The organism is candidate division KSB1 bacterium (assembly GCA_024655945.1).
GTDB lineage: Bacteria > Zhuqueibacterota > Zhuqueibacteria > JANLFK01 > Oleimicrobiaceae > Oleimicrobium.
Genome location: JANLFK010000003.1, coordinates 84178 through 109177 on the forward strand (window position 1 = coordinate 84178; position 25000 = coordinate 109177).

General features: G+C 62.5%; 26 protein-coding genes. All 26 read right to left on the minus strand.

The window, feature by feature from the left end; translation table 11 throughout:
* Positions 1-101: 101 nt before the first annotated feature.
* Complete coding sequence (locus NUW13_05365) at positions 102-560, minus strand: peroxiredoxin (protein MCR4438455.1); 459 nt, start codon at positions 558-560, stop codon at positions 102-104.
* Positions 561-591: 31 nt separating this feature from the next.
* Complete coding sequence (locus NUW13_05370) at positions 592-1530, minus strand: L-lactate dehydrogenase (GenBank protein MCR4438456.1); 939 nt, start codon at positions 1528-1530, stop codon at positions 592-594.
* A gap of 12 nt (positions 1531-1542) precedes the next feature.
* The gene (locus NUW13_05375; protein MCR4438457.1) at positions 1543-3972 is read right to left on the minus strand and encodes a heavy metal translocating P-type ATPase; all 2430 of its coding nucleotides are present in this window, start codon (positions 3970-3972) and stop codon (positions 1543-1545) included.
* Entirely contained in the window at positions 3960-4808 is an 849-nt protein-coding gene (locus NUW13_05380; protein MCR4438458.1) for a mechanosensitive ion channel family protein, read from the minus strand. Before NUW13_05380 ends, NUW13_05375 begins: the two co-directional genes overlap by 13 nt.
* A complete protein-coding gene (locus NUW13_05385; protein ID MCR4438459.1) occupies positions 4805-5467 on the minus strand; it encodes a DUF432 domain-containing protein in 663 nt (220 codons plus the stop codon). The genes NUW13_05380 and NUW13_05385 overlap by 4 nt, the downstream gene beginning before the upstream one ends.
* 139 nt (positions 5468-5606) lie before the next feature.
* Positions 5607-6668, minus strand: coding sequence for a magnesium/cobalt transporter CorA (gene corA / locus NUW13_05390; GenBank protein MCR4438460.1), 1062 nt, complete (start codon positions 6666-6668; stop codon positions 5607-5609).
* A gap of 24 nt (positions 6669-6692) precedes the next feature.
* Positions 6693-7895 carry a PP2C family protein-serine/threonine phosphatase gene (locus NUW13_05395; protein ID MCR4438461.1) on the minus strand — a complete coding sequence of 401 codons (1203 nt, stop codon included), beginning with the start codon at positions 7893-7895 and terminating at the stop codon, positions 6693-6695.
* A 139-nt stretch (positions 7896-8034) separates the two neighbouring features.
* Positions 8035-9090: a DHH family phosphoesterase gene (locus tag NUW13_05400; GenBank protein ID MCR4438462.1), complete on the minus strand. Its 1056-nt coding sequence runs from the start codon at positions 9088-9090 to the stop codon at positions 8035-8037.
* A 72-nt stretch (positions 9091-9162) separates the two neighbouring features.
* On the minus strand, positions 9163-10854 hold the full coding sequence (gene glgP / locus NUW13_05405) for an alpha-glucan family phosphorylase (protein MCR4438463.1): 1692 nt from the start codon (positions 10852-10854) through the stop codon (positions 9163-9165).
* Positions 10855-11037: 183 nt separating this feature from the next.
* Positions 11038-12459, minus strand: coding sequence for a dihydrolipoyl dehydrogenase (gene lpdA, locus NUW13_05410; GenBank protein ID MCR4438464.1), 1422 nt, complete (start codon positions 12457-12459; stop codon positions 11038-11040).
* A gap of 279 nt (positions 12460-12738) precedes the next feature.
* Positions 12739-14301, minus strand: a complete 1563-nt coding sequence (locus tag NUW13_05415) for an FAD-dependent oxidoreductase (GenBank protein MCR4438465.1) — start codon at positions 14299-14301, stop codon at positions 12739-12741.
* A gap of 225 nt (positions 14302-14526) precedes the next feature.
* A complete protein-coding gene (locus NUW13_05420; GenBank protein ID MCR4438466.1) occupies positions 14527-14712 on the minus strand; it encodes a MarR family transcriptional regulator in 186 nt (61 codons plus the stop codon).
* A 15-nt stretch (positions 14713-14727) separates the two neighbouring features.
* Positions 14728-15711 carry a dihydroorotate dehydrogenase-like protein gene (locus tag NUW13_05425; GenBank protein MCR4438467.1) on the minus strand — a complete coding sequence of 328 codons (984 nt, stop codon included), beginning with the start codon at positions 15709-15711 and terminating at the stop codon, positions 14728-14730.
* Between the two features lie 56 nt (positions 15712-15767).
* Positions 15768-16781, minus strand: a complete 1014-nt coding sequence (gene cydB, locus NUW13_05430; protein MCR4438468.1) for a cytochrome d ubiquinol oxidase subunit II — start codon at positions 16779-16781, stop codon at positions 15768-15770.
* On the minus strand, positions 16768-18132 hold the full coding sequence (locus NUW13_05435; GenBank protein ID MCR4438469.1) for a cytochrome ubiquinol oxidase subunit I: 1365 nt from the start codon (positions 18130-18132) through the stop codon (positions 16768-16770). Before NUW13_05435 ends, cydB begins: the two co-directional genes overlap by 14 nt.
* Before the next feature lie 90 nt (positions 18133-18222).
* On the minus strand, positions 18223-18585 hold the full coding sequence (locus tag NUW13_05440) for a class II SORL domain-containing protein (protein ID MCR4438470.1): 363 nt from the start codon (positions 18583-18585) through the stop codon (positions 18223-18225).
* A 48-nt stretch (positions 18586-18633) separates the two neighbouring features.
* Positions 18634-19122 (minus strand): ferritin, encoded by a 489-nt coding sequence (locus tag NUW13_05445; GenBank protein ID MCR4438471.1) that lies wholly within the window; start codon positions 19120-19122, stop codon positions 18634-18636.
* Between the two features lie 56 nt (positions 19123-19178).
* On the minus strand, positions 19179-19337 hold the full coding sequence (locus NUW13_05450) for a rubredoxin (GenBank protein MCR4438472.1): 159 nt from the start codon (positions 19335-19337) through the stop codon (positions 19179-19181).
* Positions 19338-19418: 81 nt separating this feature from the next.
* Positions 19419-20066, minus strand: coding sequence for a peroxiredoxin (locus tag NUW13_05455; protein ID MCR4438473.1), 648 nt, complete (start codon positions 20064-20066; stop codon positions 19419-19421).
* An 81-nt stretch (positions 20067-20147) separates the two neighbouring features.
* Positions 20148-20585 (minus strand): SoxR reducing system RseC family protein, encoded by a 438-nt coding sequence (locus tag NUW13_05460; protein ID MCR4438474.1) that lies wholly within the window; start codon positions 20583-20585, stop codon positions 20148-20150.
* A gap of 1 nt (position 20586) precedes the next feature.
* Entirely contained in the window at positions 20587-21258 is a 672-nt protein-coding gene (rpe, locus tag NUW13_05465) for a ribulose-phosphate 3-epimerase (protein MCR4438475.1), read from the minus strand.
* Positions 21252-21962 carry a ribose-5-phosphate isomerase RpiA gene (gene rpiA / locus NUW13_05470; protein ID MCR4438476.1) on the minus strand — a complete coding sequence of 237 codons (711 nt, stop codon included), beginning with the start codon at positions 21960-21962 and terminating at the stop codon, positions 21252-21254. The genes rpe and rpiA overlap by 7 nt, the downstream gene beginning before the upstream one ends.
* Before the next feature lie 73 nt (positions 21963-22035).
* Positions 22036-22731: a molybdopterin-dependent oxidoreductase gene (locus NUW13_05475; protein MCR4438477.1), complete on the minus strand. Its 696-nt coding sequence runs from the start codon at positions 22729-22731 to the stop codon at positions 22036-22038.
* Between the two features lie 31 nt (positions 22732-22762).
* On the minus strand, positions 22763-23413 hold the full coding sequence (locus tag NUW13_05480) for a superoxide dismutase (GenBank protein ID MCR4438478.1): 651 nt from the start codon (positions 23411-23413) through the stop codon (positions 22763-22765).
* A gap of 87 nt (positions 23414-23500) precedes the next feature.
* Positions 23501-23953: a ferritin family protein gene (locus tag NUW13_05485; GenBank protein MCR4438479.1), complete on the minus strand. Its 453-nt coding sequence runs from the start codon at positions 23951-23953 to the stop codon at positions 23501-23503.
* 30 nt (positions 23954-23983) lie between these two features.
* Positions 23984-24934, minus strand: a complete 951-nt coding sequence (locus NUW13_05490; protein MCR4438480.1) for a universal stress protein — start codon at positions 24932-24934, stop codon at positions 23984-23986.
* Positions 24935-25000: the final 66 nt, after the last annotated feature.

Here is a 25000-nt window from a genome sequence, read left to right on the forward strand (position 1 = left end):
GTCGCCTCTTGCCCATCAAGAACAAAGCGAGCAGCGCGAAGAAGGGCACAGGTGGCTCTCTTCGCCGCGGATGAACCTTCTCCCTGCTGCTCGCGTTCAGCCTACAGCACTGCGCAGAACTCGCCAAAGTCGGGTTTCTCCTTGATGGGATACACTTTGGCAAAGCGGATGATTCCTTCCTTGTCCACCACAAAGACCGCACGCTCGCTGAACCCGTCTTCGCGGTAAATGCCATAGAGTGTGGCTACCGCGCCTTTGGGTTCAAAGTCTGCCAGCAACTCGACGTCTTTGACACCCAAGGCTTCGGCCCATGCCTTCTTCGAAGGAACGCTGTCGACGCTGATGCCCAGCGCCACCGTGTCCTTGTCCGTCAGCGCTTTGATGTTCTCCTGCAAGTCCTTCATCTGAGCCCCGCAGATCCCCGTCCAGGCTAAGGGGTGGAAGGAAAGTACGACGTTCTTCTTTCCTCGATAGTGGCTCAGCCTGACCTTCTTGTCGCCCACGGCCGGAAGCTCGAAATCGGGTGCTTTCTCACCGACCTTCGGAAAATGATGTGACATGGATGACTCCTCCATTCTGTCCCACAACGTCCTACTTCTGCCCAATATCTGGGAGATTTGCCCGGATAATCTCGGCGGAGCGGTGCAAGGCCATTCTCTCCGCTTCTGCCAGCTCTGTCTCAATGACCCGTACCAGGCCTCGCCTGCCCACCACGCACGGCACGCTGAGGCAGATGTCGTGCAGCCCATACTCGCCGTTAAGGAGCGTGGAGACGGTGAGCAAGCTATGCTCATCGCGCAGGATGGCTCCCAAGATGCGCAACACCGCCTGACTCACGCCATAGTTGGTGTAGCCCTTGGCCCCGATGATGTGGTAGGCGGAATTGCGCACACTCTCCTCGATTTTCTCTCGGAAGCGCGGGCTACATTCGCGAGCACAACCCTTGCAGAACCTGGACAAGGGCACGCCGGCCATGTTCACCGAGCTCCACAGAAACACCTCGCTGTCGCCGTGCTCGCCGATGACGTAGGCGGGCACGTTCCGCGGGTCGACCTGGCACGCCTGGCTGAGCGCGAATCGGAACCTGGTCGAATCCAACACGGTGCCCGAGCCCAGCACTTGCTGCGGCGGCATGCCAGCGGCCTGTTGCACCACGTAGGTCATCACGTCCACGGGATTGGTGGTCACCACGATGGCCGCCTGGGGGCAGACGGAACTTAGCTGGCGAGCTATGGCGGCGCATATTTCGGCGTTACGCTTGACCAGCTGTAGCCTGGTCTCGCCAGGCTTCTGCCGTGCGCCGGCAGCGATGACCACGGCCGAGGCATCCCGACAGTCGGCGATGTCGCCGGCGCGGATGGTCATCGGCCCTGTGAAGAACAGGCCGTGCCTCATGTCCAGCGCTTCGCCGCGGGCTTTGCCGGCGTTCAGGTCAACCAACACCAGTTCCGTGGCGAGCCCTGCCATCTGCACTGTGTAGGCGACCGTCGCCCCTACGTCCCCCCCACCGATGATGGCGATCTTGGACATTCCACCTCCGGGTTAAGGCTGCGGTGCGCCGGTGCGCTTCACCGGCGGCATGTAGCGCCTGAGCGTGAGCGACAAGGTGACCACCGCCACCGAGCTCAGCGCCATCGCCAGACCGGCCAGCTCTGGCCGCACGGTGAGGTGCAGCACCGGCCAGAGTGCCCCAGCCGCCACAGGGATGAGCACGGCGTTGTAGGCAAAAGCCCAAAAGAGGTTCTGCCGAATGCGCTGCATAACCTTCTTGCTCAGCTGCAAAGCGGCAACGGCATCCAAGAGGTCGTCCCTCATGAGGACGATGTCGCCCGCCTCGACGGCGATGTCGGTGCCACCTCCGACGGCGATGCCCACGTCGGCCTGGGCCATAGCAGGGGCATCATTGATGCCGTCGCCGACAAACGCGACAACCTCGCCCTGCTCCTGCAGTTCCCTCACCTTTGCCGCCTTCTCTTGGGGCAACACTTCCGCAGCCACCTCTTCGATATCGGCCTGGGTGGCGACCTCGTGCGCCGCGCGGGCAGTGTCGCCGGTCAGCATCACCACCCGTAGCCCCATGCCCCGCAGCGCAGCCACGGCCTCTCTGCTGCTGGGCTTCAGCGGGTCGGCAATGGCCATGAGGCCCGCCACTCGCTCGTCGACTGCCACAAGCGTGGTCGTCTGGCCTTTGCTTTCCGCCAGCGCAAGCTCCTTGGCCGCCTGCTCCGGCACCGAGATGCCCAGCTCTGCCATCAAGGCGCGGTTGCCCACCGCCACCCTGGTGCCACGCCGCATTCCCGTCAACCCCTTGCCCCCGAGAGTGTTCAGCCCTTCGACCTCTTCGATGACCACCCCTTGCTCCTCCGCTTTGGCGAGTATTGCCTGGGCCAAGGGATGGCGGCTATTCTGCTCCACGGCCGCGGCAATGGCCACGACTTCCCTTTCCGGCAGGCCAAAGCCTTTCACCTCGGTGACGGCAGGTTGCCTACGCGTCAGAGTTCCGGTCTTGTCCAGGACAACGGCCGTCACCCGAGGCGCGACCTCGAGGACTTCGGCGCTCTTGATGAGCACACCGAGCTCAGCCCCTCGGCCCACGCCAGCGGTGACGGCAGTCGGCGTGGCCAAACCGAGCGCACAGGGACAGGCAATCACCAACACGGAAATGAGCACCGTCAGGGAGAAGAGCAGCGGCTGGCCCAGAAGGAGGTACCAGACCGCAAACGCCAGCACGGCCACCGTGAGCACCACGGGAATAAACACGCCCACGACGCGGTCTGCTAACCTTTGGACCGGCGGCTTGCTGGCCTGCGTCCTCTCCACCAGTTGCACGATCTGCGCCAGCAAGGTCGCGCGGCCCACCTTCTCGGCCTGGTAGCGAAGCACGCTGTTGGTGTTCAACGTGCCGGCCACCACCGTATCACCTGGCCCCTTGAAAACCGGTAACGGCTCGCCAGTAACCATCGACTCGTCGACGAAGCTACCGCCTTCCACCACCAACCCATCCACGGCCAGCCGCTCGCCGGGTTTAGCCACGAGGAGGTCTCCCACCTGTACTTCGTCGACCGGGATCTCCACTTGCGTTCCGTCCCTGAGCACGGTGGCGGTACGGGGACGGAGGGCCATGAGCTTCTTTATGGCAGCGGAGGTCTTGCTCTTTGCCCGGGCCTCGAGGTAGCGACCCAAGGTGAGGAAAGAGGCCAGCATGAGGGCCGTTTCGTAGAACAGGAATTCGTGCGACAAAACATGGAACGTTGCCAACAGGCTGGCCAGAAAAGCGATGCCCATGCCCATGGCATACATCACGTTCATATCCAGCAGGCGGTGGCGGACGGCTCGCGCAGCGGCGCGAAAGATGGGGGCGCTCACGTAGGTAAACGCTGGGGCTGCCACCAGCAGCAAGTACGGAAGGGGCAACGAATGAGGGAGCGGCAGGTACATGGCCGCCATGAGCACCACCGCCACGGCGAAGCCAGCCACAAAGCGGCGGCGCCTGCCAGCCAGCTCCCTGTCCACCAGCACTTCATCAGGAGGAGCACCCGCCGCCTCCTCGAGACCTAAGTACTGATAGCCGGCGCCCTCGATGGCTTCCTGGACATCGCGCGCAGAGACTTGCCCGCGGACAACAGTGACGTCTGCCGTCTCGGCACCGAGGTTCACCGTGGCGGCGAGCACGCCTGCCACGCGCCCAAGCGCATGCTCGATGCTGCGCGCGCACATGGCGCAGCTCATCCCCCCCACTCGCACCACCATCTCCTCGGTTTCAACGCCGTAGCCTGCCGACTCCACAGCATGCACCAAAGTGCCTGCCCGCACGTGGTCAGCCTCGTAGGTCACCCGGGCCTGTTCGCTGCCCAGGTTCACCACGGCCCGCTGCACGCCCTCAACCGCGCCCAAAGCCCTCTCGACCGCCTTCGCGCAGGCGGCACAGCTCATGCCAGTCACCCGCAGGGTTATTTCCCTCAACTCCGCCACCGTCGCCTGCCAGAGCGTTTTCCTTGTGCAACTGCCTTCTCCTGATCATCCGCAAACCACACCACACGTTGCGGAAACGGAATTTCGATCCCCTTCTCCTCCAATGCCTTCTTGATGGGCCAAAGCAACTCAGTGCGTGTCGCGTACCAGCTGGCAATCGGCGCCCAGAAGCGCACGACCAACTCCACTCCGTTGTCGCCGAGGCTATCCACGAACACTTGCGGCGCCGGCTCCACAAGAACGTACGGGTGCTGTGCCAGGACCTGCTTGATGATGGCCGTCGCTTCCTCGGCATCGTCCTGGTAACGGATAGACACGCGGTAGTCAATGCGACGACAGCCCAGAGCCACAAAGTTGGTGATGTTGGAAGTAAAAACCTTCTCGTTCGGCATGCGCACCATCAGGCCGTCGTAGGTGCGGATGGTGGTGGAGATCATGCGGATGTCTTCCACAAAGCCAGAGATCCCCTCAATGTGCACCTGGTCACCAATTTTGATGGGGCGTTCCACCATGAGAAAAACGCCAGAAATGAGGTTGCCCACGATCTGCTGGCTGGCGAAGCCGAGGATGATTCCTGCCACCCCGCCGGCGACCATCAACCCGGAAAGCCGCACACCCAACAGGGAGAGGGCCCACATCACGCCGGCCGCCACGATGAGGTAATAGACCACCTTGGCCAGCACGTCGAGGTGGTGACCTGCCACCTTCTCGCGGAGCGAGCGCCGTAGAGCTATGGCAGCCAGCTTGCCCCCAGCCAGCGCGCCCAGCAGCACGAGGAGCGCTCCCACTAAACCCAGCACCGTGATGTGCCCGATGAGCTTGATGTCGCTGATCATAGGCCGTGCTCCATGACAAACTTGGTGGCGGTCGGCGAAAGTCTTCGCGCCCTGTACACTTCCAGGGACTTTTTCATGCCCTCCACAAGTGGGCTGTCTAAGAACCGCGTCTCGGCTACGCCAAAAGCCGTAATCTTCATCTCGGCCCGCATGGCCACCATGGTCTCGTTGAAATAGATCTTCATGCCTTGAGCGCTGAACACAGCCCTGCTTATCTCCGCCCACCTGGAAGTGGTGTTGTCAGCCGTAAGTTCGATGATCCCGTGGTGGAGAGGATTCGCTGGGGGTGGCGCAAAACCGATGTCACTTTGCCAATACTTGCACACCATGCCTTTGCCAAGTGGGCCGTAGAGGGCAAACTTGCTGGGCAGCACCGAGAAGACATCCAGCATTTCCGTTTCCCGTTGGGCAGCCACAAACACGCCCACCTCGATGGGAAACGTGATGAAAACTGTGACCCTCCCTTTTGGTTCGAGGTGTACTGGCCGCGTGAAATGAACCAACAGGGCGGTAGAAATGTTCTGCGGGAGATTCACCGGCTCCACGGGGTTGACGATGAGGCGATTGCTCCGGGTCACCACCACTTTCTCGGCGGCGCCACCGCTCCCCTTTCGCCAGTAGTGGAGTGCATCGCCCTCGCGTACGGCGCGGATGTACACCTCTGCGTTCCTCATCTCGAGAGGCGACGAATGCCGACCGAATCGAATGCACGTGGGCGGCTCGGGAGGACTCTGAACAGGTGTGCGCGCTGTTTGCCGACTCTTCACGTTTCTTCTCCGCTTCATCACTGCCGCTTGCTCACAGCCAATGGCGACGGCGGAAATGGAGCAGCATGATGCCGGCCACCAGTGCCATGACAGCCAGCACCGCCGGGTACCCCCATCGCCACTGCAGCTCGGGCATGTTGGGAAAATTCATCCCGTAGATTCCGACAATGAAGGACAACGGGATAAACACCGTGGCAATAATCGTGAGCATCTTCATCACTTCGTTCATACGGTTATTGAGCGAGGAGAGATAGATTTCCAGCAGACTGGTCGCCATCTCGCGGTAGCTCTCTATGCTGTCGGCAATTTGGATGGTGTGGTCGTACACGTCGCGGAAGTACACAGTAGTCGCCTCGGTCACCAAGGGCGTCTCGCCGCGGGCAAGCACGCCAATCAGTTCGCGCAAGGGCCACACTTCCTTGCGCAGGTTGAGCAGGTCCGTCTTCAGGCGATGTACCTCCTGGATGGGCGAAGGCCCCACCTCGTGCAGCACCTTTTCGGTGAGCGTCTCGATGTCATCAGCGACCTTCTCCAGGACGAGAAAATGCCGGTCCACCAGCACGTCCACCAAAGCGTAGAAGAGGTAGTCCGGCCCTGAGTTACGAAGCCTGCCATTGCTGTTTCCCAGGCGATCTATCACCGGGGCAAATACGTCGGTGGGGCGTTCGAGAAAGGTGAGCACGCCCCGCTCACAGAGAATGAGGCTGACCTGGTCACTGCTCAGCCCGCCTCCGTCGCCGCCATGCTCCACAAGTCTCAGCACCAGGAACACGTACTTGTCAAAGAGGTCGACCTTTGGCCTCTGGCTTGTGTTAGCCACGTCTTCGAGCACCAACGGATGGATGCCCCACTGCCGACCGATGCCTTCCAGAAGCTCGAGCTCCTGCAGGCCGGTGACCGTCACCCAACGGCAAAGACCTGCCCGTGGCGGGCCAGCATCGGACAGCGCTACCGAGCGGTGCGCCACACAGGTCCGCCGGTTGTAGTCAACCACATCCAGCGTGCTCTGCTCCACCTTCTGCTCGCCGATGTGGACGAGCGTGCCAGGAGAAAGGCCTATCTTGCTCGAGCGTCTGACCGCGGGTCTTGTCATGGCAGGAGGTCTCCCCTGTTCGTCTCATTCTGTGCGTTTGATGACCACCAGTGTGGCGTCGTCCTCCCACGGCGCCCTGGCACCGAACTCAAACACCCGCTCAAAGACCACCTTCAGGATCTGCTCCGCGCTCATGCTTCGTTGCTCGCGCACCAGCTGCTTCAGCCTGGCGATGCCGAACTGTTCTCCGTCGCCGCTCACCCGCTCGATGATGCCATCGCTGTACAGCACCAGCACCGAACCTTTTTCGAGATACGCATAAGCCCGGTTGACGTGCAACTGCGGCACAAAGCCGAGGGGCACTCCGGTGGCAGGGAGGTCGCGGATCTCGCCGTCGCCGACGATGAAAGGCGCAGGGTGGCCCGCGTTGACGTAGAAGAAATGCCCCTCCCACTCCATTTCGCCGATAAACAGCGAGACAAAAGTGGTCGGGTAGGCGGCGGCCTGCATGACCTGATTGAGCTTCTCCACGGTATGGGCGATGCGCATCTCCTTGGCCGAGCCCATGCGCAAGCCGACGACCACGTCGCGGGTCAGAAGCGCGGCCACAAGCCCGTGGCCGCTCGCATCCCCCACAGCCACGCCAAAGCTATCCTCTTCGAATTGGAAAAAGTCGTAAAAGTCACCTCCCACCAACTCTGCCGGTCTGGAGCAGCCGGCGATCTCGTAGCCCGGCACGCGGGGGACGTCCTTCGGGAGAAGGGTTTGCTGAATCTGGGCCGCCCGCTGCAGTTCGGTGTTCAGGGCCTCGGCAAACAAGCGATAGTTGAGGGCAGTGCGCACCGAATTGAGGAAAAGAAGCACTTCCTCACGCACCCAGCCGCTGCGCAGCTCAAAGACGAACAGCCATCGTCGCTCAGCGCTGTGCACGTAGATGCCCGCAGGGATGAGGTACTTTCCGCCGCCCGGCCCCAACTCGAAGTGCTGGGCCAGCGTCGGGTCATCAAAGATGAAGCTGCCGTTGGTCAGGATGCGGCGCACTGCCTCGTCGTCGGCCGGAAGGCGAGGAGCGATCTGTCGGCCAGGCGCGGCGCGATAGGACTTGACCAACACAAACTCGTTGCCGCGCAGCTCGTACAGGTGGCTTGCAGAAAACTGCAACGCGTCGCCGAAACGTTCGGTGAGCTCCCCCAGAATCTGCGCAAGGAAGTTCTGTCCTCGCTTGCCAATGCGAATCCTGCCGAGGATGGCGTCCAACTCGCGGTAGAAAGTCTTCGGTTCAGCCATTGCTCAATGCTCCGGTTTCGCGTTGCCCTGTGCACCACTTCCGACCATCGCGGCTGTTTGTGTCCTTCTACGACGCCGCCGGCCTGGCTGTTCCGCGCGCCGCCCGGCCTCGGCTACCCACCGCAGACACGCGCCGAACCTATGGCAGTCCGGCTGCTCTGCTCTGGTCTTCGGCAATGAGGGCCTTCCACTCGGTTACTTCATAACCCAGACGACGGGCAAATTCCCGGCACACCCGCTCCTCGAGCCCTGCGATCTCGGCCGGTTCAGTCGAATCCAGCGCGATGATGCCGCCCGCGAAGGTGTCGTGCCCCCCTGCGTTGCGAGGATCTGGCACCAGGGCCTTGATAACCCTGTCTGCGCGGGCGCGCGGCGAAGAGGCACGCACCGACAGCACGAGGTTCCCGCCGAACCGGCCGGTGCACAGGGCCCAGCTCACACGCGCGCAGCGGAGCAGCATATCCGCCATCTCCGCCACCACGTCTGGCCCTGGTACCTCCCCTATGTTGGCCGTGAGAACGTGGCGAACGGTGCGAGCGCGCGCTAAGGTGCGGGCCAAGACGGCAAAGTAGACACGCGGCAACTTTGGGTGAATGATACGCGCCAACTTGCGAGCGCTGGAAAGCGGCAGGACGGCGTAGTAGGCGCGCACGTCGCGAGGCGAGGCCTGGCGGCCCAGGTCCTGCGTCTCCGAGCGAATGGCATAGCTCAATCCCGTGGCAAGGTCGGCAGTGAGCGGCAGACCGGCCGCCTGGACAAGCTCCAAAAGCAGCGTGGCGGTGGCCCCCACGTCGCGATCGATGAGGGCAAGCCGTGCACGCAACCCTCGCTGGCGGGCGTGGTGGTCGATGACCAGGTCACAGGTCATGTCCGGGGGCAGTTGCACATTGCCGGCCCCGGGCTGCGCGTCGACCACCGCCACCCGGTCAAAGCGGTGCGCCCGCCGTGCCCCGCCCTTCCTGAGGCGGATGTGCAGTTCCCGCACCAGCGCCTGGTTCTCGGCTCGCCAGACGAAGCCCTCGTAGGAAAGCGTGGCCCGCATGGCATAGCGCCGTTCGGCCAAGTAACGCAGCGCCATGCCGCTTGCCAGCGCGTCGGGGTCCGGGTTGTTGTGCGTCAGGATAAGGAGCCTCTTCTGGCCAGTGAAGAGCCCATCCAGCTCGCTCAGTGCTGCCTGTGCTGACCCGTGAGCCATACACGCCCTCTGCTCCTCGGACCGATTCTCCGGAAAGAGCCCCCAAAAGCAGCTCGTCAGGCAACGACCCTTCTACAGAAAATATGCCTTTTGCACGTACTGCAGGACCATGCGCTGCGTGTTGAAAAATGAGCCGTTCAGGGCAATGGCGTGCGCCATGACCTCCTGAAAATCCTTGCGCTTCTTGTAAAAGAGTGGCATCACCACCTTTTCCAGCTTGTCATACAGGGCGGCAGCGTCGGCGTCTGGGTTATTCGGCAGGCTGGTATCCAAGACGGGGCAGCCGATGGCCCACCCGGTCTTTCCCTCGATGCACCCCTCAATCCACCAGCCGTCAAGAATGCTCAGCGACGGCACGCCGTTGACGGCAGCCTTCATGCCGCTGGTGCCAGAGGCCTCCAAGGGCGGAATAGGCGTGTTGAGCCACACATCCACGCCTGCCACCATCAGTTTGGCAAGGTCGATCTCATAGTTGGGCAAGTAGGCGATGCGGATGGCGTCTTTGAGCTCTTCCTTTGCCCGGAAGATGCGCATGATGAGCTGCTTACCCTCTTCGTCGCGCGGGTGGGCCTTGCCGGCGAAGATGATTTGCAGCGGGCCCACTTTCCCGGCGATCTGCCGCAGACGCGCCATATCGCGGAAGATGAGGTCGGCGCGCTTGTAGGCCGTCGCCCTGCGTGCGAACCCCAAGGTGAAGACATCGTAGGTCATGCCCGCGCCGGTCTCTTCGTTCACCCGATCGATGAGGCGCTGCTTGATGGCCATATGCGCCTCCCAAATGCGCGCGCGCGGGATGCTCAGCGCGTAGCGAAGGCTGAAGCTGTCGTCGCGCCAGCCGGGGATGTAGGCGTCGAAGAGCTCCTGAAACGGCGCAGAGGCCCACATCGCCACATCCACCCCGTTGGTGATGGAGTCGATGCTGTATTGGGCGAACATATGGCGCGAGACCTCCTGGTGCCGCTTGGCCACGCCGTTGATGTAGTGGCTGAGGTTCAACGCCAAGAAGGTCATGTTCAGCACGCCTTCATGCGAGTAGAGCTCTGGGAGGCCCATAGCCTCGTGCGCGCCCAGCACGCGCTGCACCAGGCCGAGGTCAAACTTGTCGTGGCCAGCCGGCACCGGCGTGTGCGTGGTAAAGACGCATAGGCGCCGCACCGCTTCGATATCTTCCTCATCGGGGCGATCTTTGCCCTGTTGGCGCATGCGGTCAGCCAGCAGTTCCAGGGTCAGAAGCGCTGCATGACCCTCGTTCATGTGGTAGCGGATCACGCGTTGGTGGCCCAAGGCGCGCAGAATGCGCACCCCAGCGATCCCCAGCACCGCCTCCTGGCACAGCCGATAGTGCGCATCGCCGCCGTACAGATAGTGGGTCAGCGTCCGATCCCAGTCGCTGTTCTCTGGCAAGTCGGTATCCAAAAAGTACACCGGCACGCCAAAACCACTGGCGCCGCAGACCACATACTTCCAGGCGCGCACGTAGACGGTCCGCCCTTCGATGGTGAGGGGAACGCGAGCTTTAGTCTCCACCAAGTGGCTCTCCACGTCCCACGCCACAGGTCGTTCCACCTGTCGGCCTTGCTCGTCCAACTCCTGCCGGAAGTAGCCTTTGCGGTGCAGAAGAGTGACCGCCACCAGAGGCACGCGCATGGCTGCAGCCGAGCGAATAGTGTCTCCCGCCAACACGCCCAAACCGCCGCTATAGGTGGGGATCTCTTGCTGCAAACCGATTTCCATAGAAAAGTATGCGACGACTTCCTTTGCCATGCTTCTCCCTGTGTAGATAGTCGCCATGAGCAGCGCACAATGTGCGCATTGACCCGACGCGGATTGGTGACACCAAGAGCAACACCCCGCGTGCAAGCGCCCTCAAAATACAACAAACGGCGGAGCTTTGCAAGTAGAATTCTCCACGCTCCGCCGTCAGGCCTTGCCCCGGAGCCGCCTTGCCTATCTGCGTCGTGGGCGATAGATGTGCGTGCTCAGGCCACAGAACACCTCGGCCGCCTCCATAATCGTCTCAGAAAGCGTGGGATGCGGATGGATGGACTTGGCAAGATCTGCGGCTGAAGCACCCATTTCCATGGCGACCACGCCCTCGGCAATGAGCTCGCCTGCCTCAGGGCCCACCAACCCCACGCCGAGCACCTTTTCTGTGGCCGGATCAATGAGCAGCTTGGTGAGGCCATCGCTCCTTCCCATGGTGAGCGCGCGCCCGGATGCGGCCCAGGGGAACTTGGCCACCTGTACGGCGCGCTGTGCCGCAGCCGCCTGCGCCTCGGTGAGGCCACAGTAGGCGATCTCCGGGTCGATGTACACCACAGCCGGGATGGCGCGGGGCTCGAACTGGGCATCGCCGCCGGCGATGACTTCGGCGGCCACCCGCCCCTCGTGCGAGGCCTTGTGCGCCAACATCGGCCCGCCCACCAAGTCGCCTATGGCAAAGAGCGACGGCTCAGCCGTGCGGCGCTGCTCGTCCACCACCACGAACCCAGCCTTGTCCACCTCGACCCTCGTGTTCTCCAGGCCAAGCCCCTCGGAGTTAGGCTTTCTGCCGACGGCCACCAGCACCGCCTCGTAGGTGGCTTCCGCCTGCGGCAGGTTGCTCCCCTCGAAGGCCACCTCAATGCCCGCGTCCGTCTCGCGCAGGCGGGCCACGGTGGTCTGGAGCATGACCGCCTCGAAGAACTTCTCTGCACTCTTCCTGAAGGCGGCCACAAGGTCTTTGTCCGTGCCCGGCAGCAGCTCCGGCATCATCTCGACCACCGACACGCGGCTCCCCAAGGCAGCGTAGACACTTCCCAGCTCCAGCCCGATGTAGCCGCCTCCGATGACCAGGAGGGTCTTTGGCAGCCAGCGCAGCTCCAAGGCCGCGGTCGAATCCCATACGCGCGGCGAGTCCAGTCGCAGGGACGGCACTATTGCCGACCGGGAGCCGGTAGCCAGGATTGCGTGGTCGAACGTGAGCTCTTCGCTGCCGCCGCCTACGGTTTTCACCTGCAAACTGTGGGCACTTTTCAAGGTGGCCACACCTTGCAGGTAGCGAATCTTGCGCTGCCTGGTCAACATGCCCAGGCCGGCGGTCAGCTTTTCCACGACGGCGTCCTTCCAGGCGCGAATCTTGTCGATATCCACGGCAGGTGGTGCAAACTGCACCCCCCACTCTGCTGCCTCCTTGGCCAAACGAATAGTCTTGGCCACATGCAGCAGCGCCTTGGACGGGATGCAGCCGCGGTGCAGGCACACTCCGCCCGGATTGCGCTCAGGGTCGATGAGGGCCACCTGCAGCCCGAGGTCTGCAGCCAGAAAAGCTGCGGCGTAGCCCCCTGGTCCTGCGCCTATGACCGCCACCTGCGTGTGCGTCTCTTGCATCAGATACCTCCCTCAGTGAACCCGCCACGCTACAAATGCACTCGCGCGACGTGTGGCGCTCCCATGCTGCTGGGTGCTACACCTTTGCCCGCCAGCCTTAATTCTCCATGTGCTGCCGGGGACCGCGCCCGCCATCGAAGATGTTGCCCAGGGCTGATGTCAAACTCACGCAGGCCCACAAGGCTCGGCGAGGAAATAACTCATCGCCTTGAAGACCCCTTGGGACAGACGTCTGCCTGAGATCGCTTGGGCTAAGCCTGCTCCCAGGGCCGGTGCCGTTTACGAGCGCACGACAGCCTTCAGGTCGAATCCCAAGTGGCGAAACTGCTCTGGCGTCACCGCTAGCCCCCTCCTGAGGATCGCCTCGGTGGCGGCGAATTCCTCGCCCATGCCCATGGTTGCCGTGGCCACCAAGCGCCCGCCGGAGAAATAGCCGGCCAGAAAGCGCCGCGCCTGCAGGTCCCCACGATACAGCACCTTGTCAAAGCCATGTCCATAACCGGCGTATTTGAGACCCACACCGTGCTGTCGTGTCCAAAAGAACGGAACCTCTTGGTAGGCCTCCGCCCGTCCCAGCATCGCGCGGGCTGCATGTTGTCCTTGGCGCAATGCCACTGCCCAATGCTCAACACGAATGCGCACGCCGCTGCGGGGATCGGGCACGGCGGCCACGTCCCCTGCGGCAAAGATGCCGGCGGCCTTCGTCTCCAGTCTCTGATCCACCGGAATGGCGCCCTGTTCCACCAGGCCGGTTTTTGCAAGGAAGTCAGTGGCTGGCACGATGCCAATGCCTACGAGGACCACGTCCACCCGCAGGCGTTGGCCGTCGGAGAGGACGGCCTCTTCTACCGCCCCATTGCCGCGCAGCTCCTGGACGGTGCGCCCCAAATGGAAGCGCACGCCGTAGTCCTCATGCAGGTCTTGCAAGCATTTACCCACCCCATCACCGAGCACGGGGGCCAGGGGGACGGGCTCAGGGGCCACCACGTCCACCTGCAGGCCACGGCTGCGCAACGCGGAAGCTGCCTCAAGGCCAATGAACCCTGCCCCGACTATGAGCACACTGCTCGCCTTCTCCACGGCCACCGCCAAGGCGCGGGCATCGCTCAGGCTGCGCAAAGTAAGGACGCCCCTCAGCGCTGTCCCTGGCACGGGAAGCTGGCGAGGCATGCCTCCGGTGGCTATGAGACAGAAATCAAAGGATAGCTTGCCGCCCGGCTCAAGGTGCGCCACTCGCCCTTTCGGGTCGATGGCCGTCACGCGCGTCTTGGTTAGCACCTCGATCTGCTGCTCACGGTAGAACTCCTCGCTGCGCAACGGGAGCCATTCCGGCTTGGCCTTGCCGGCCAGGAATTCCTTGGACAGGTTCGGTCGGTCGTAGGGCAGGTCTTCCTCGGGAGTGACCATGAGCACCCGCCCGTCGAAACCCTCGCGCCTGAGCGTCTCGGCGGCTGCTTCGCCTGCCGCGCCCGCGCCGACAATGAGCGCCGTTTTCCCCTTGCCCACCCGCGGCGACGGCCTGCGAGGGGCGGCCCGCCGCACGTACACCCCCTCGCCGTCAATTTCGACCTGGTACGCAGGGAGGTCGTCCAAAGCCGGTGGGGCAACCAGTTGGCCATTTCTGAGGTCGAAGCGAGCGTTGTGCCATGGGCACACCACTTCGTGCCCTGCAACAAAGCCCTCCGCCAGCGGCGCTCCATAGTGGGGGCACTTGCCGCCGCAGGCGTGCACCGTTCCGGCCACGCGCACAAGCAGCACCTCATCGTCCCCCACCTTCGCTGCGGTCGGCACGCCTTCGGCCAGGTGGCTCAGGCGACCAGCCCGAAACTTCTGCTGCGTCATCAATTCCTCCAAAAAGTCGCGCTCCGCAAGAGCTCTCGACGAGTCCCACAGGTCACCACGTACGGCGGGGTGGTTGCCAGGCACGGCTCCCCTATGGCGCTCTCAACAGGCCGGCCTCAGTGGCGCGCACGTGGAAACGGCATGGCCCTCGCTCTCGAGGGCCTTGTCCGCCGCACGCGCCACGCGGTTCTGCCCGGTTGCGCTCCCGCCTCTTGCTCGGCGAAGCTACTTGCCCGCCGGTGCGTAGAAGCAGGCCTTCGGGGAAGTGACCCTTCCCTCTTTCTTCAGCTCCTTGAGTAGCTTCCCCACTTCGTCCTTGGCCAGTCCTGTGGCAGCGACAATGTCCGCCGGCCGCAGCGGTTTGCCCGCTTTCTGCAGCGCCTCTATTACCTTCGCCTTGTTGTCCGGCATGGCTCCTCCTCTTTGTTATTCGATGCCCGTCAACGCCTTGATGTACTGCAGCCGCTCGTAGACTTCCGGTCTTTCGCTCTTCTCCTGGCATAGTAGGCCGCGTATGTCTGCAGCCGTTTTGTGACCGCGCTCATCCAGCCATTTGGTCACCTGTTCGTCAATGCGCCGGATCTGAGCCAGCCCGTTCTTGTACAGGGTTGAACAGAGTTGCACGGCGGTTGCCCCTGCTAAGATCGCCTTCACAGCCCCTTTCCCATCGTGTACCCCGGTGGCCGCAGCAAGATCGGCGTTCACTCTGCCGGCCAAGACCGCGATCCAGCGCAAGGGGAGGTGGAGCTCATCAGGCGAACTGAGGCGGTTGCCCGCCACCACCGTCAGCTTTTCCGCGTCAATGTCCATCTGGTAGAAGCGGTTGAAGAGCACCAGCGCTGCCGCCCCTCGTCTGGCCAATTCCTGTGCCACATGGGGAATCGAGGTGAAGTAGGGGCCGATCTTGACCGCCAGCGGCAGGCTGACGTGCTCGCGCACCTGTTCGACAATGGCGTAGACGTGCCGCTCGATATCGGCCGCTGTGCGCCGCACATCTGACGGCATCAGGGCAATGTTCAGCTCCAAGCCGTCGGCGCCCGCTAAGGCAATCTGCCGCGCCCACTCGCGCCACCAGCGTCCGTCCACGCAGTTCAGGCTGGCGATGATGGGGATGGTCACCTTCTTCTTCGCCTGCTCGATGAGCGCCACGTACTCCCGAGGGCCCATGGCCATGCCCATCGCGCGCACATACTCGAAGGCTTCGGCGTGACCGGTCAGCCATGTCTGCACTTCCAATTCGCTCGTGTCCACATCGATCTGTTCCTCGAACAGGGACTTGAGCACCACGGCCCCTGCCCCGGCATCGGCGCACTTCTGGATGCCATCCAAGGTAGCGGTGAGCCGGCAACTGGCCACGATGAAAGGGTTTGCCAATTCCATCCCCATGTACTTTGTCGACAGATCGGCCATTGACTACCTCCTGAAGAATTCGGTCCAGACGACGCCGCTCGCGCAGGAGTGAGAGCTCAATAGGGCCCTTCTTCTGCCGAGACCTTCCCTCGAAACGCGCGATAGACGTAGACGGTGTAGCCAACCACGATGGGCATTCCCAGCAAGGCGATAACCGTCATCACCTTGAGCGTCAGCAGGCCTGAGGATGAGTTGTAGATGGTAAGGCTGAGTTCCGCCGCTCCCGTAGCCCGCACCAGGTTGGGGAAGTGAATCGCCCCTACAATTGCCCAGAGCCCAAGAAATGCCGTTGACGAGAGCCAGAAAGCAGCGTGGTGGCGACCCCTGCGCAGTGCAGGGCCCAGCAAAGCCAGTGCCACCAGCACCGCTGCCGCAGCAACCCAGGCCAAGGGCCTCGCTGCTGCACCGGGGATGGCGCGCAGGGTCATCCCTCCGCAAAGGACAAACAGCGCCACAAAGGCGATTCGCGCCAGCCGCACGGCCTTGACCGCCCTTCTGTGCAGTGCGCCCTCGGTCTTGAGCGCGGCGTAAGTGCCACCCTGCATCACGAAGGCAGCCAGACCAAGCAGACCTATCACCATCGGCAGAGGGCGCAGCAAGGTGAGGAAGCCGCCTGTGTACTCCCCCGAGCCATTCAGCGGCACGCCAGCCACCACGTTTCCCAACGCCACGCCGAACAGCACGGCGGGAAGCACGCTGCCAGCTACGAAGGCCCCTTCCCAGAACCTGGCGCGCCGTGCGTCATGGGCGCGAAACTCCGGTGCCACGGCGCGCAGAATCAGCGCCCACAGCACGAGCATCAGCGCCAGGTAAAAGCCGCTAAACACTGTGGCGTAGACCTGCGGGAACGCGGCAAAAAGCGCCCCGCCGCCGGTGAGCAGCCACACCTCGTTGCCGTCCCACACCGGAGCGATGCTGCGCAGCAGGGTGCGCTTTTCCTCTTCCGTTCTCGCTATGAACGGAAAGAGCACCCCGATCCCCAGGTCGAAGCCATCAAGAATTGAGTAGCCGGCAAACAGCAGACCGATCAGCCCATACCAGGCCACGCGCAGCACATCAATGGGCGCCATCAGCCACCTCGCCTCCTGACTGCGCCTCGGGTAGAGCCGGCACCACGCCGCTGGGGCCCTTGCGAATGAGGGCAAGCAGCACGCGCAGAAACACTGCACCGAGAAGCGCATACAGCGCCGCAAACACCAGGAGCGTAAAGACTATCTGGCCGCGCGACACCGTCACCGACGCTGCCTCCGCCGTTCTGAGCACGCGATAGACCACCCATGGCTGGCGACCCACTTCGGCGGCGATCCAGCCGAGCTGATTGGCCAGGTGCGGCAACGGTATCGCAAGCAGCAACGACCGGAGAAACCACCTTGTCTGGTGCACACGGCGGCCGGCCATCAGGACTAATGCAGCGATGGACAAGCCCACGAAAAGGAAGCCGAGGGCAATCATGATGTGATAGGAGATGAATGGGACGAACACAGGAGGGCGCTCGTCTGCGGGGAAGTCGGCCAAACCCGCGATGCGAGCATCCGCATCGCCATGCACCAGCCAGCTCAGCAAACCGGGTATGCCGACGTAGAGGAATGTCCTCTGCTCCGTCGCCAGGGGCGCCCCGAACAGGGCAAGCGGAGCCCGGGTCCTGCCTTCCCACAACGCCTCAAACGCAGCCAATTTTTCCGGCTGCGTGCGCGCCACCTGCACGGAGTGCTGGTGGCCCAGCAACACTTGCGCGAAGGACGCCACCACGAACACAGGAAGCGCCACGCGCAGCAGCAGCGCAGCCTCCCGCCTCTCTCGTCCCTTGAGCAAATAGTAGGCGGCGACACCGGCGACGAACAAGCAGCCAGTCACCCACCCCGCAGCCACCGTATGCGCATAGCGAATCAACGTCGAGTGGTTGAGTGCGGCCGCCCAAAAATCCACCAGCACAGCCTTGCCGCCCTCGATAGCGAAACCAGCCGGCGTCTGCATCCACGAGTTGGCGATGATAATCCACAAGCCGGAAAGGTGCGCGCCAAAGAACACGAAAAACGCCGCCCACCAGTACATGCGCCGCGACACGCGGCCCCTGCCGAAGACCAGCACCCCGAGAAAAACTGACTCCAAGAAAAAGGCGAACACCCCTTCGGCAGCCAACGGCGCACCAAACACATCACCAACAAAACGCGCGTACTGAGACCAGTTGGTGCCGAAGGAGAATTCTAAGGTGATCCCGGTAGCGGTGCCGAGCACGAAGACTAAACCAAGGATGCGCACTAAGAAGGCAGATGCCCTCCCTGCCACCTGCTCCCCACTGCGCGAATGCATAGTCTCCAGCACCAACATGGCGAGGGACAGGCCAAAAGTAAGGGGTGGAAAGAGGAAGTGGAACCCAACGGCCAAGGCAAACTGCACTCGTGCCAACAGGACAGCAGTCACGTGCGCGCCCTCCCATCTACTGGCGGCAGAGTGAGCACGCCAGGGCTCAACCCTGCCGCCGAGTCCGACATTGTGCCGGTACCACCGTGCCTATTCCACCTTCACCTGCACGGCGTTGTCCCACACGCCGTGGATGTTGCAGTACTCGAGGGCGATGAGCGTCGCGCTCTTTTCCAGCTTCATCGTGAAGGTCACCTTGGGCTCGCCAAAGGTCGGCCCTATGTCAAAGGTGGCGACGTGGACGATGTTGGGACGCCCCTCAATGGCTGCGTACACCTGAATCCACTTGATGTGATGCTCCACCGTGTTGGGATGCGGCACCTCTTTGCCCACCGTGACGGTGACGGCAAAGGGTTCGCCGCTCTTCACCTTGGCCGGCACATCGATCACCGGCACATGCTTTTCCTTCCCCTCTTTTTCAGGTGGATTCACATAATCAGCAAAGCGTGCCATCACTCACCTCATCTGCTTAGTGAATGCCCAAACCTCTTGCATTCCGCCTCACTGCCGGGAGGCCAGCTCGCGGTCGATCATGAACAGTCCATTCGGGTGATCGCCGACGAATTTCAGCTTGCCGACGATCTCCGCCGCGTGCGCTTCTTCCTCAACCTGCTCGGTGATAAACCACTGCAAGAACACCTGCGTGGCGTGGTCTTTCTCGGCCAGCGCCAGCTCGCAAAGGTCGGAAATCATCTTGGTGACGGCCTTCTCGTGCTCCAAAGTCTTCTCGAACAGGGCTAACGGTGAGGCAAAGTCCGCAGGCGGCTTTTCGATGGCCTCCAGGGTCACCGTGGCGCCCTGGTCAAAGATGTAGCGGTAGAAGCGCATGGCGTGCCCCATCTCCTCGCGATACCGCTCCTCAAACCAGTGAGCGAAACCCTTTAGCCCTATATGCTCGCTGTAGGCTGCCATGGCCAGATACAGGTATGCAGAATACATCTCCCTGTTCACCTGTCGATTGAGAGCCTCTTGCATCTTTTTGCTGATCATCCGCAACCTCCTCGTGCCGATTCGCTTGGTGCAAATGGGGCCGAGCCCCTTTGCCGTTATGCCTTCTCAAACATATCCTTGCCGACGCCGCACATCGGACAGACCCAGTCTTCGGGAAGATCTTCGAAGGGGGTTCCCGGCGCAATGCCACTGTCCGGGTCGCCCTTGGCCGGATCGTAGACGTATCCGCACACCTGGCACACGTACTTGTCCATTGACTCCTCCTCGCTCTGGATGCGACTCCGTTGACGACGAGGAGGCGACCCAGCTGAGTCGCCTCCTCTGGCGAAAGTTCCTCAGGGCAGCGGCTTGTAGCAGAACCACCAGTCATAACATTCGTACATGCCCTTGCGCGCAGCGATCTCCTGCTCGCTGGTGGGCGGCGGAACGATGACCTTGTCGCCAATCAGCTCGTTGTTGGGCCAATCGGCAGGGGTCGCCACCTTGTGCTGATCGGTGGTCTGCAAGGCCTTGAGCAAACGCACGATCTCGTCCATGTTGCGACCATTGGAAAGTGGGTAGTAGAGCATGGCGCGGATGATCCCCTTCGGGTCGATGAAGAAGACCGCACGCACCGTCTGCGTTCCCCCACCCACCGTGTGGAGCATGCCGAGCTTCTGCGCGATGGCGCCGGTGTTGTCGGCGATGATCGGGAAGGGGATTTCGATGTTCAGCCGCTCCTTGATCCACTCCGTCCACTTGATGTGCGAGAAAATCTGGTCGATGGACAGGCCGAGGAGCTCAGCATTGAGCGCCTTGAAGGTCTCGTGGCGCTTGGCAAAGCCCACAAACTCGGTGGTGCACACCGGCGTGTAGTCGGCAGGGTGACTGAACAGAATCACCCACTTGCCGGCATAGTCCTTGGGGAAATGAATATACCCCTTGGTGGTCTGCGCCTCAAACTCAGGCACAGGGTCTCCGATCAATGGCATGCGTCCTTCCATAGTGTACCTCCGTTTCATAGGATCACAACTTCGACGTTTCACCCCTTAGATGCGCTTTCTGGACAATGGTTGCAGAGTCGCCTAACCGACCCTGCGCACTTGTACTGGCGACTGCTGGCGCGTCTCCAGAAAGCGATTGACGCGCCAGGCCACGACAAAGGCCAGGGCAAAGCCCAACATCGTAGCGAATACTGCAGGCCTCTCGGCGCGGTAGAGCCGCCAGGCAACCAGATAGCCCGCCATGCCCAGCAGGACAGGAAGCAAGAAAACCAATCCCACGCTCAGCAAGCTCACCCTTGGCCGCACAGTGAGCTCCACCGTATCGCCCACCTTCGCCCCGATCTGGTTGGGGAGGGTGACCTGACGCGACTGCTGGCTGGTAGGAGTGCAGGCAAAGCGCGCCCCGCACGCAGAGCACGCCGCACGCTCGTCCAGACGCACGACCATGCGTCCGCCTTTGACCTCCACCACGGTGCCGACCTCTGGCCCCCCTGTTCTTGCCTGCTGCCCTGCGCTCATCCTACACGCTCCGCACGGGGATGCAGCTCCTCCGCAGTCGTGCCACGTTGTCCGCCACCGACGCGCGATGGTTGTACACGCTGGAGCCGGCAACCAGGATAGTGGCCCCCGCTTGTACGACCCGCGGCGCTGTGGTGCAGTCGATGCCCCCGTCCACGGCAATGGCCACATTTAGGCCACGGCGCTCCAGTTCACCGCGCAAGCGGCGGATCTTCTGGAGCTGGCTTGCCAAGAACTCCTGTCCCCCCCAGCCTGGGTTCACGGTCATCACCTGCACGACGTCCAGGCAATCGAGCACCTCTTCGATGGCAGCCAGCGGTGTGCCTGGGTTGAGCGCCACGCCGGCCTGCACATGCAGCTCACGAATCAGGGCCAGGGTACGGTGCAGGTGCGGACAGGTCTCCTGGTGGACAATGATGCAATTGGCACCTGCCTCCGCAAAGGCAGCCAGATGCCGCTCCGGCTCTACAATCATGCCGTGTACCGTCAGGGGGCAGCGCACCAGGGGACGAATCGCTTTCACCACATTGGGACCAAAGGTGATGTTGGGCACGAAACAGCCGTCCATAATATCGATCTGAATGGCGTCTGCACCCCCCTCCTCTGCCTCCCGCACCTGTTCGCCCAGTCGAGTGAGGTCTGCAGATAGGATGGACGCCTCAATCTTTACCATGCCCTCCCTCCATCAACTCTCCCCGTGTAGTGCCTGATGCCAGTGTGCGTGGCCACCACCACGTCGGTGACCAGATTCAGGAACAGGCCGTGGCCGACAATGCCGGCGCGCGCATCCAAGGCCGCAGCCACCGAATGCGGCTCTCGAATTCCTCCTGCGAAAATGCAGTCCAGGATCAGGTTGCCCTGGTCGGTGACGGAGGGCACACCATCGGCAGCGAGGCGGAGCGTCGCTTGCGCTCCCAACTCCTGCAAGAATGGCAGGTGGGTTTTCCAGCCAAAGGGGATGACCTCCACGGGCAGGGGCCCTCGCCCCAACACCGGCGTGAGCTTTGACTCGTCCACCACGATTACTTCCCGTTTACTGGCCTGTGCCACGACCTTTTCCCTGAGCAGCGCCCCCCCTCCTCCTTTGATGACATCAAGAGAGGGCGACACCTCATCGGCGCCGTCGATGGTGAGGTCAACCTCCAGACGCTCCTCCAGCGCAGTAAGCGGAATGCCCAATCGGGTGGCTTCCTCCTCGACCGCGCGAGAGCAGGGCACGCCCACAATGCCATGGAGCTCCCCCGTCTTCACCTTCGTGGCCAAGAGGCGCACCGCGTATATTGCGGTGCTGCCATGGCCGAGCCCCACCACCATGCCGGGCTCGACAAAGCGCACCGCAAATTCCCCTGCCTGGCGCTTCAGTTCCTCAGATCCCATCCCTGCTTTCGTCTCTGGACGCACAGCCTTTCCCATCCAGCTGGTCTCCGCGCACCAGGATCCGTCGCGGAGCCTACTCACCCGGCTTGGCTTCCTGCCCCTCGTAGAAGCGCCTTCGCTCCAAAGGGACGTTGGCCTCGTCCGAGTAGCCCCGCTTTTCCCAGTAGCCCTTGGTGGGCTGGCGCAGGAGAATCACCTGATCGACCCACTTGGCCCACTTGTAACCGTACTTTCCAAAAGCCACCAACCGCAGGGGAAAGCCGATATCCGGGCGCAAGCGCTTGCCGTTGAGCTCAAAGGCGAGGAGCACATTCTGCTTTTCCACATAGTCCAAAGGGAGGCAGGTCGTGTAGCCGTCCATGCAGTGAAACGCCACGTATTTTGCCCCAGCTCGTGGCCGGGCGCTGCGCAGGAGGTCTTTCACAAGAATCCCTTTCCAGTTGCCCCAGACCTCCCACCCTTCCACGCAGTAGAGCAAGATGGTGTCAGAGTAGACCGCCGGCAGCTGGAGGATCTGCTCCCAATCCAACGAAAGCGAAGAATCAACTCCGCCAGTGACCGTGAGGCGATAGGCAGAGAGGTCCACCTTCGGCACGCCCAGGGCGCTGCGCACCGGGCCCTTATCGGCAGGGCGCAGGCGGCTGCCACGAGGGGCGGCCATGGTGGTGACGTCCCGCTTCCCTCCGCCGCTCTGGGCAATGGCACCGGCCAACAGACCAGCGAGTAGAATGGACAGCGTCAAGCACGCCGTTCGGCGGACGCTCAACACGCTTTCTCCCACCGTCGGCATAAGAGGACCATCACCGGAGCGCCTGCGCATACCGTTCCGCCACATCCTGCCAATTGATTATCTCGAAAATCTTGTCAACATATTCGCCGCGGCGGTTCTGGTACTTCAGGTAATAGGCGTGCTCCCAGACATCGATGACCAACAGCGGGACTGCACCCCATTGCGTGAGATCCTGATGTTTCTCCGCCTGCAACACCTCGAGGTTGCCGAACGCGGGGACGTAGGCAAGCACTCCCCACCCGCTCCCCTCCACTGCCTTGGTGGCCGCGCTCAGCTGGGCCTTGCATGCGTCGAAACTGCCGAACCGAGAGATCATGGCCGACAGCAGCTTCCCCTTGGGCGCGCCGCCGCCCTGGGGCGAGAGATTGTGCCAGAAAATGGTGTGCAGGATGTGGCCGGACCCATGGAAAGCGATCTCGCGTTCCAGGTGCTTGATGTACTGGAAATTGCCGCTTTCCCTTGCCTGCACGAGCAGCCGCTCGGCCTCGTTGAGCCCTTTCACGTAGGCCGCGTGGTGGGCGTCATGGTGCAGCCTCATGGTTTGCTCGTCGATGATGGGCTCAAGCGCATTGTACGCGTAGGGGAGCGGCGGTAGCTGGTGGGTGCCAGGGGCAACCGCGCGTTTAGCCGGCGCTGCCTTCGCCCTGCTGCCACCCAGCATGGTGGCGGCGAGCACCCCACTTCCGGCAGCGGCGTGGAAAAACTCCCGTCTGGTCACAGCCATTTTTCCCTCCTCATCCTGCCCTGCTTAGTTTTCCTGCAGAATCTCGTCGTCGTAGATGGTTTCCAAACGCAGCTTGTGGCGTGCCTCCTCTTCTGCCAGCAGGCCGAAGAGCCTCTGCAATTGGGCATCGCCAGTGCGGCGCTGCAAATCGCTGTACAGGCGCACCGATTGTTCCTCGCGCTTCATGGCCAAGATGAGCATGTCCTGATAGCTCATGTCCGGGCGAAATTCCACCTCCACCAAGTAGTCGCTGATCTTCAGATCGGGCACCTTGGCGGCAGCAGGCTTGCTCAGGCTCTCCGGTTTCAGCTCCAGGAGCATCGCCTTGTGTCTTCGCTCCTCTGCAGCGAATTCGGCAAAAGTCTTTTTCGCAAGGGGGGTAACGGCCACCTGCTGGGCTGTCTCATACAGGGCCGCAGCCTCTTCTTCCTTCTCCACGGCAAAGTGGATCGCCTGCCGGAACTGCTCCTCAGTCATGTTTCCTCCTACTGCTGGCGTTCGCCTGTCTCATTTCTCTTGACGTGTGCCGCCCCTGCCTTTCAGCAGCGACTTGCCAAATGCCCTGACGGTAAACACGGGGCAGGGCGCTGTGCGCACCACCTTTTCGGTGACGCTGCCCAACAACAGGTGCTCCAGACCGGTGAGCCCATGGGTAGCGATCACCATCAGGTCCACGCGGTGCGACTCTGCCCATTTCACAATCTCCTCGGCAGCTCTCCCCTCCACGACGTGGAAGGCGGTCTTCACCTCAGGGACTTTGGCCTTGGCCACCAGTTCCTTCATCGCCTGCAGCGACTTGCGGCGGATGTCGGGCACAAAGTCGAAAATAGAGGTCTTGCCAGTGGCGTAGAAGGCCGGGTGGAGCGTCTCCTCTACCACGTGGAGCAGATGCACCTGCGCCTGCCACTGCGCTGCCATCTCCAACGCATAGCGCACCGCCCGCTGTGCGTGGCGCGAGTAGTCTACTGGCACGAGGATCTGCTTGAAGGGCCTTGGCCTTCGCCGACCCTTGGTCTCTCTCACGGTGAGCACCGGGCATGGCGCCTGACGAACCACCTCTTCGGCAACGCTTCCCAGGAAGAGGCGGCCGATGCCGCGCCTGCCGTGCGTGCCCATCACGATGAGGTCGATGCGTTTGTCGGCGGCGTACTCGAGGATCGCAGGGGCGGCGGCCACACTGAAGCGCTGGGCCACCTTGACCTTCAGCTCATTGGCACCGTGGGCCGCGAGCGCCGCGAGCATGTCCGACTTGGCCAGCTCCCTCAGGCGCGCCCGGAGAGCCGCCACATCCGGCAGGTGATGGGCAAGCTGGTGAGGATCGCCCTCGTGCAAGACCGTCGCATGCAGCACGTGGAGCTCGGCCTGATGTTGACGCGCAAAGGCCAGTGCATAGTCCAGCGCCTGCTCGGCGCAAGGAGAAAAGTCAGTGGGAAACAGAATGCGACGTATGGCGATCATGGCATGTCCCTCCTCGACACAGTCTGCACAAGCCGCTGCTGCCAGCGGTGAACTCGTCGGATGCGC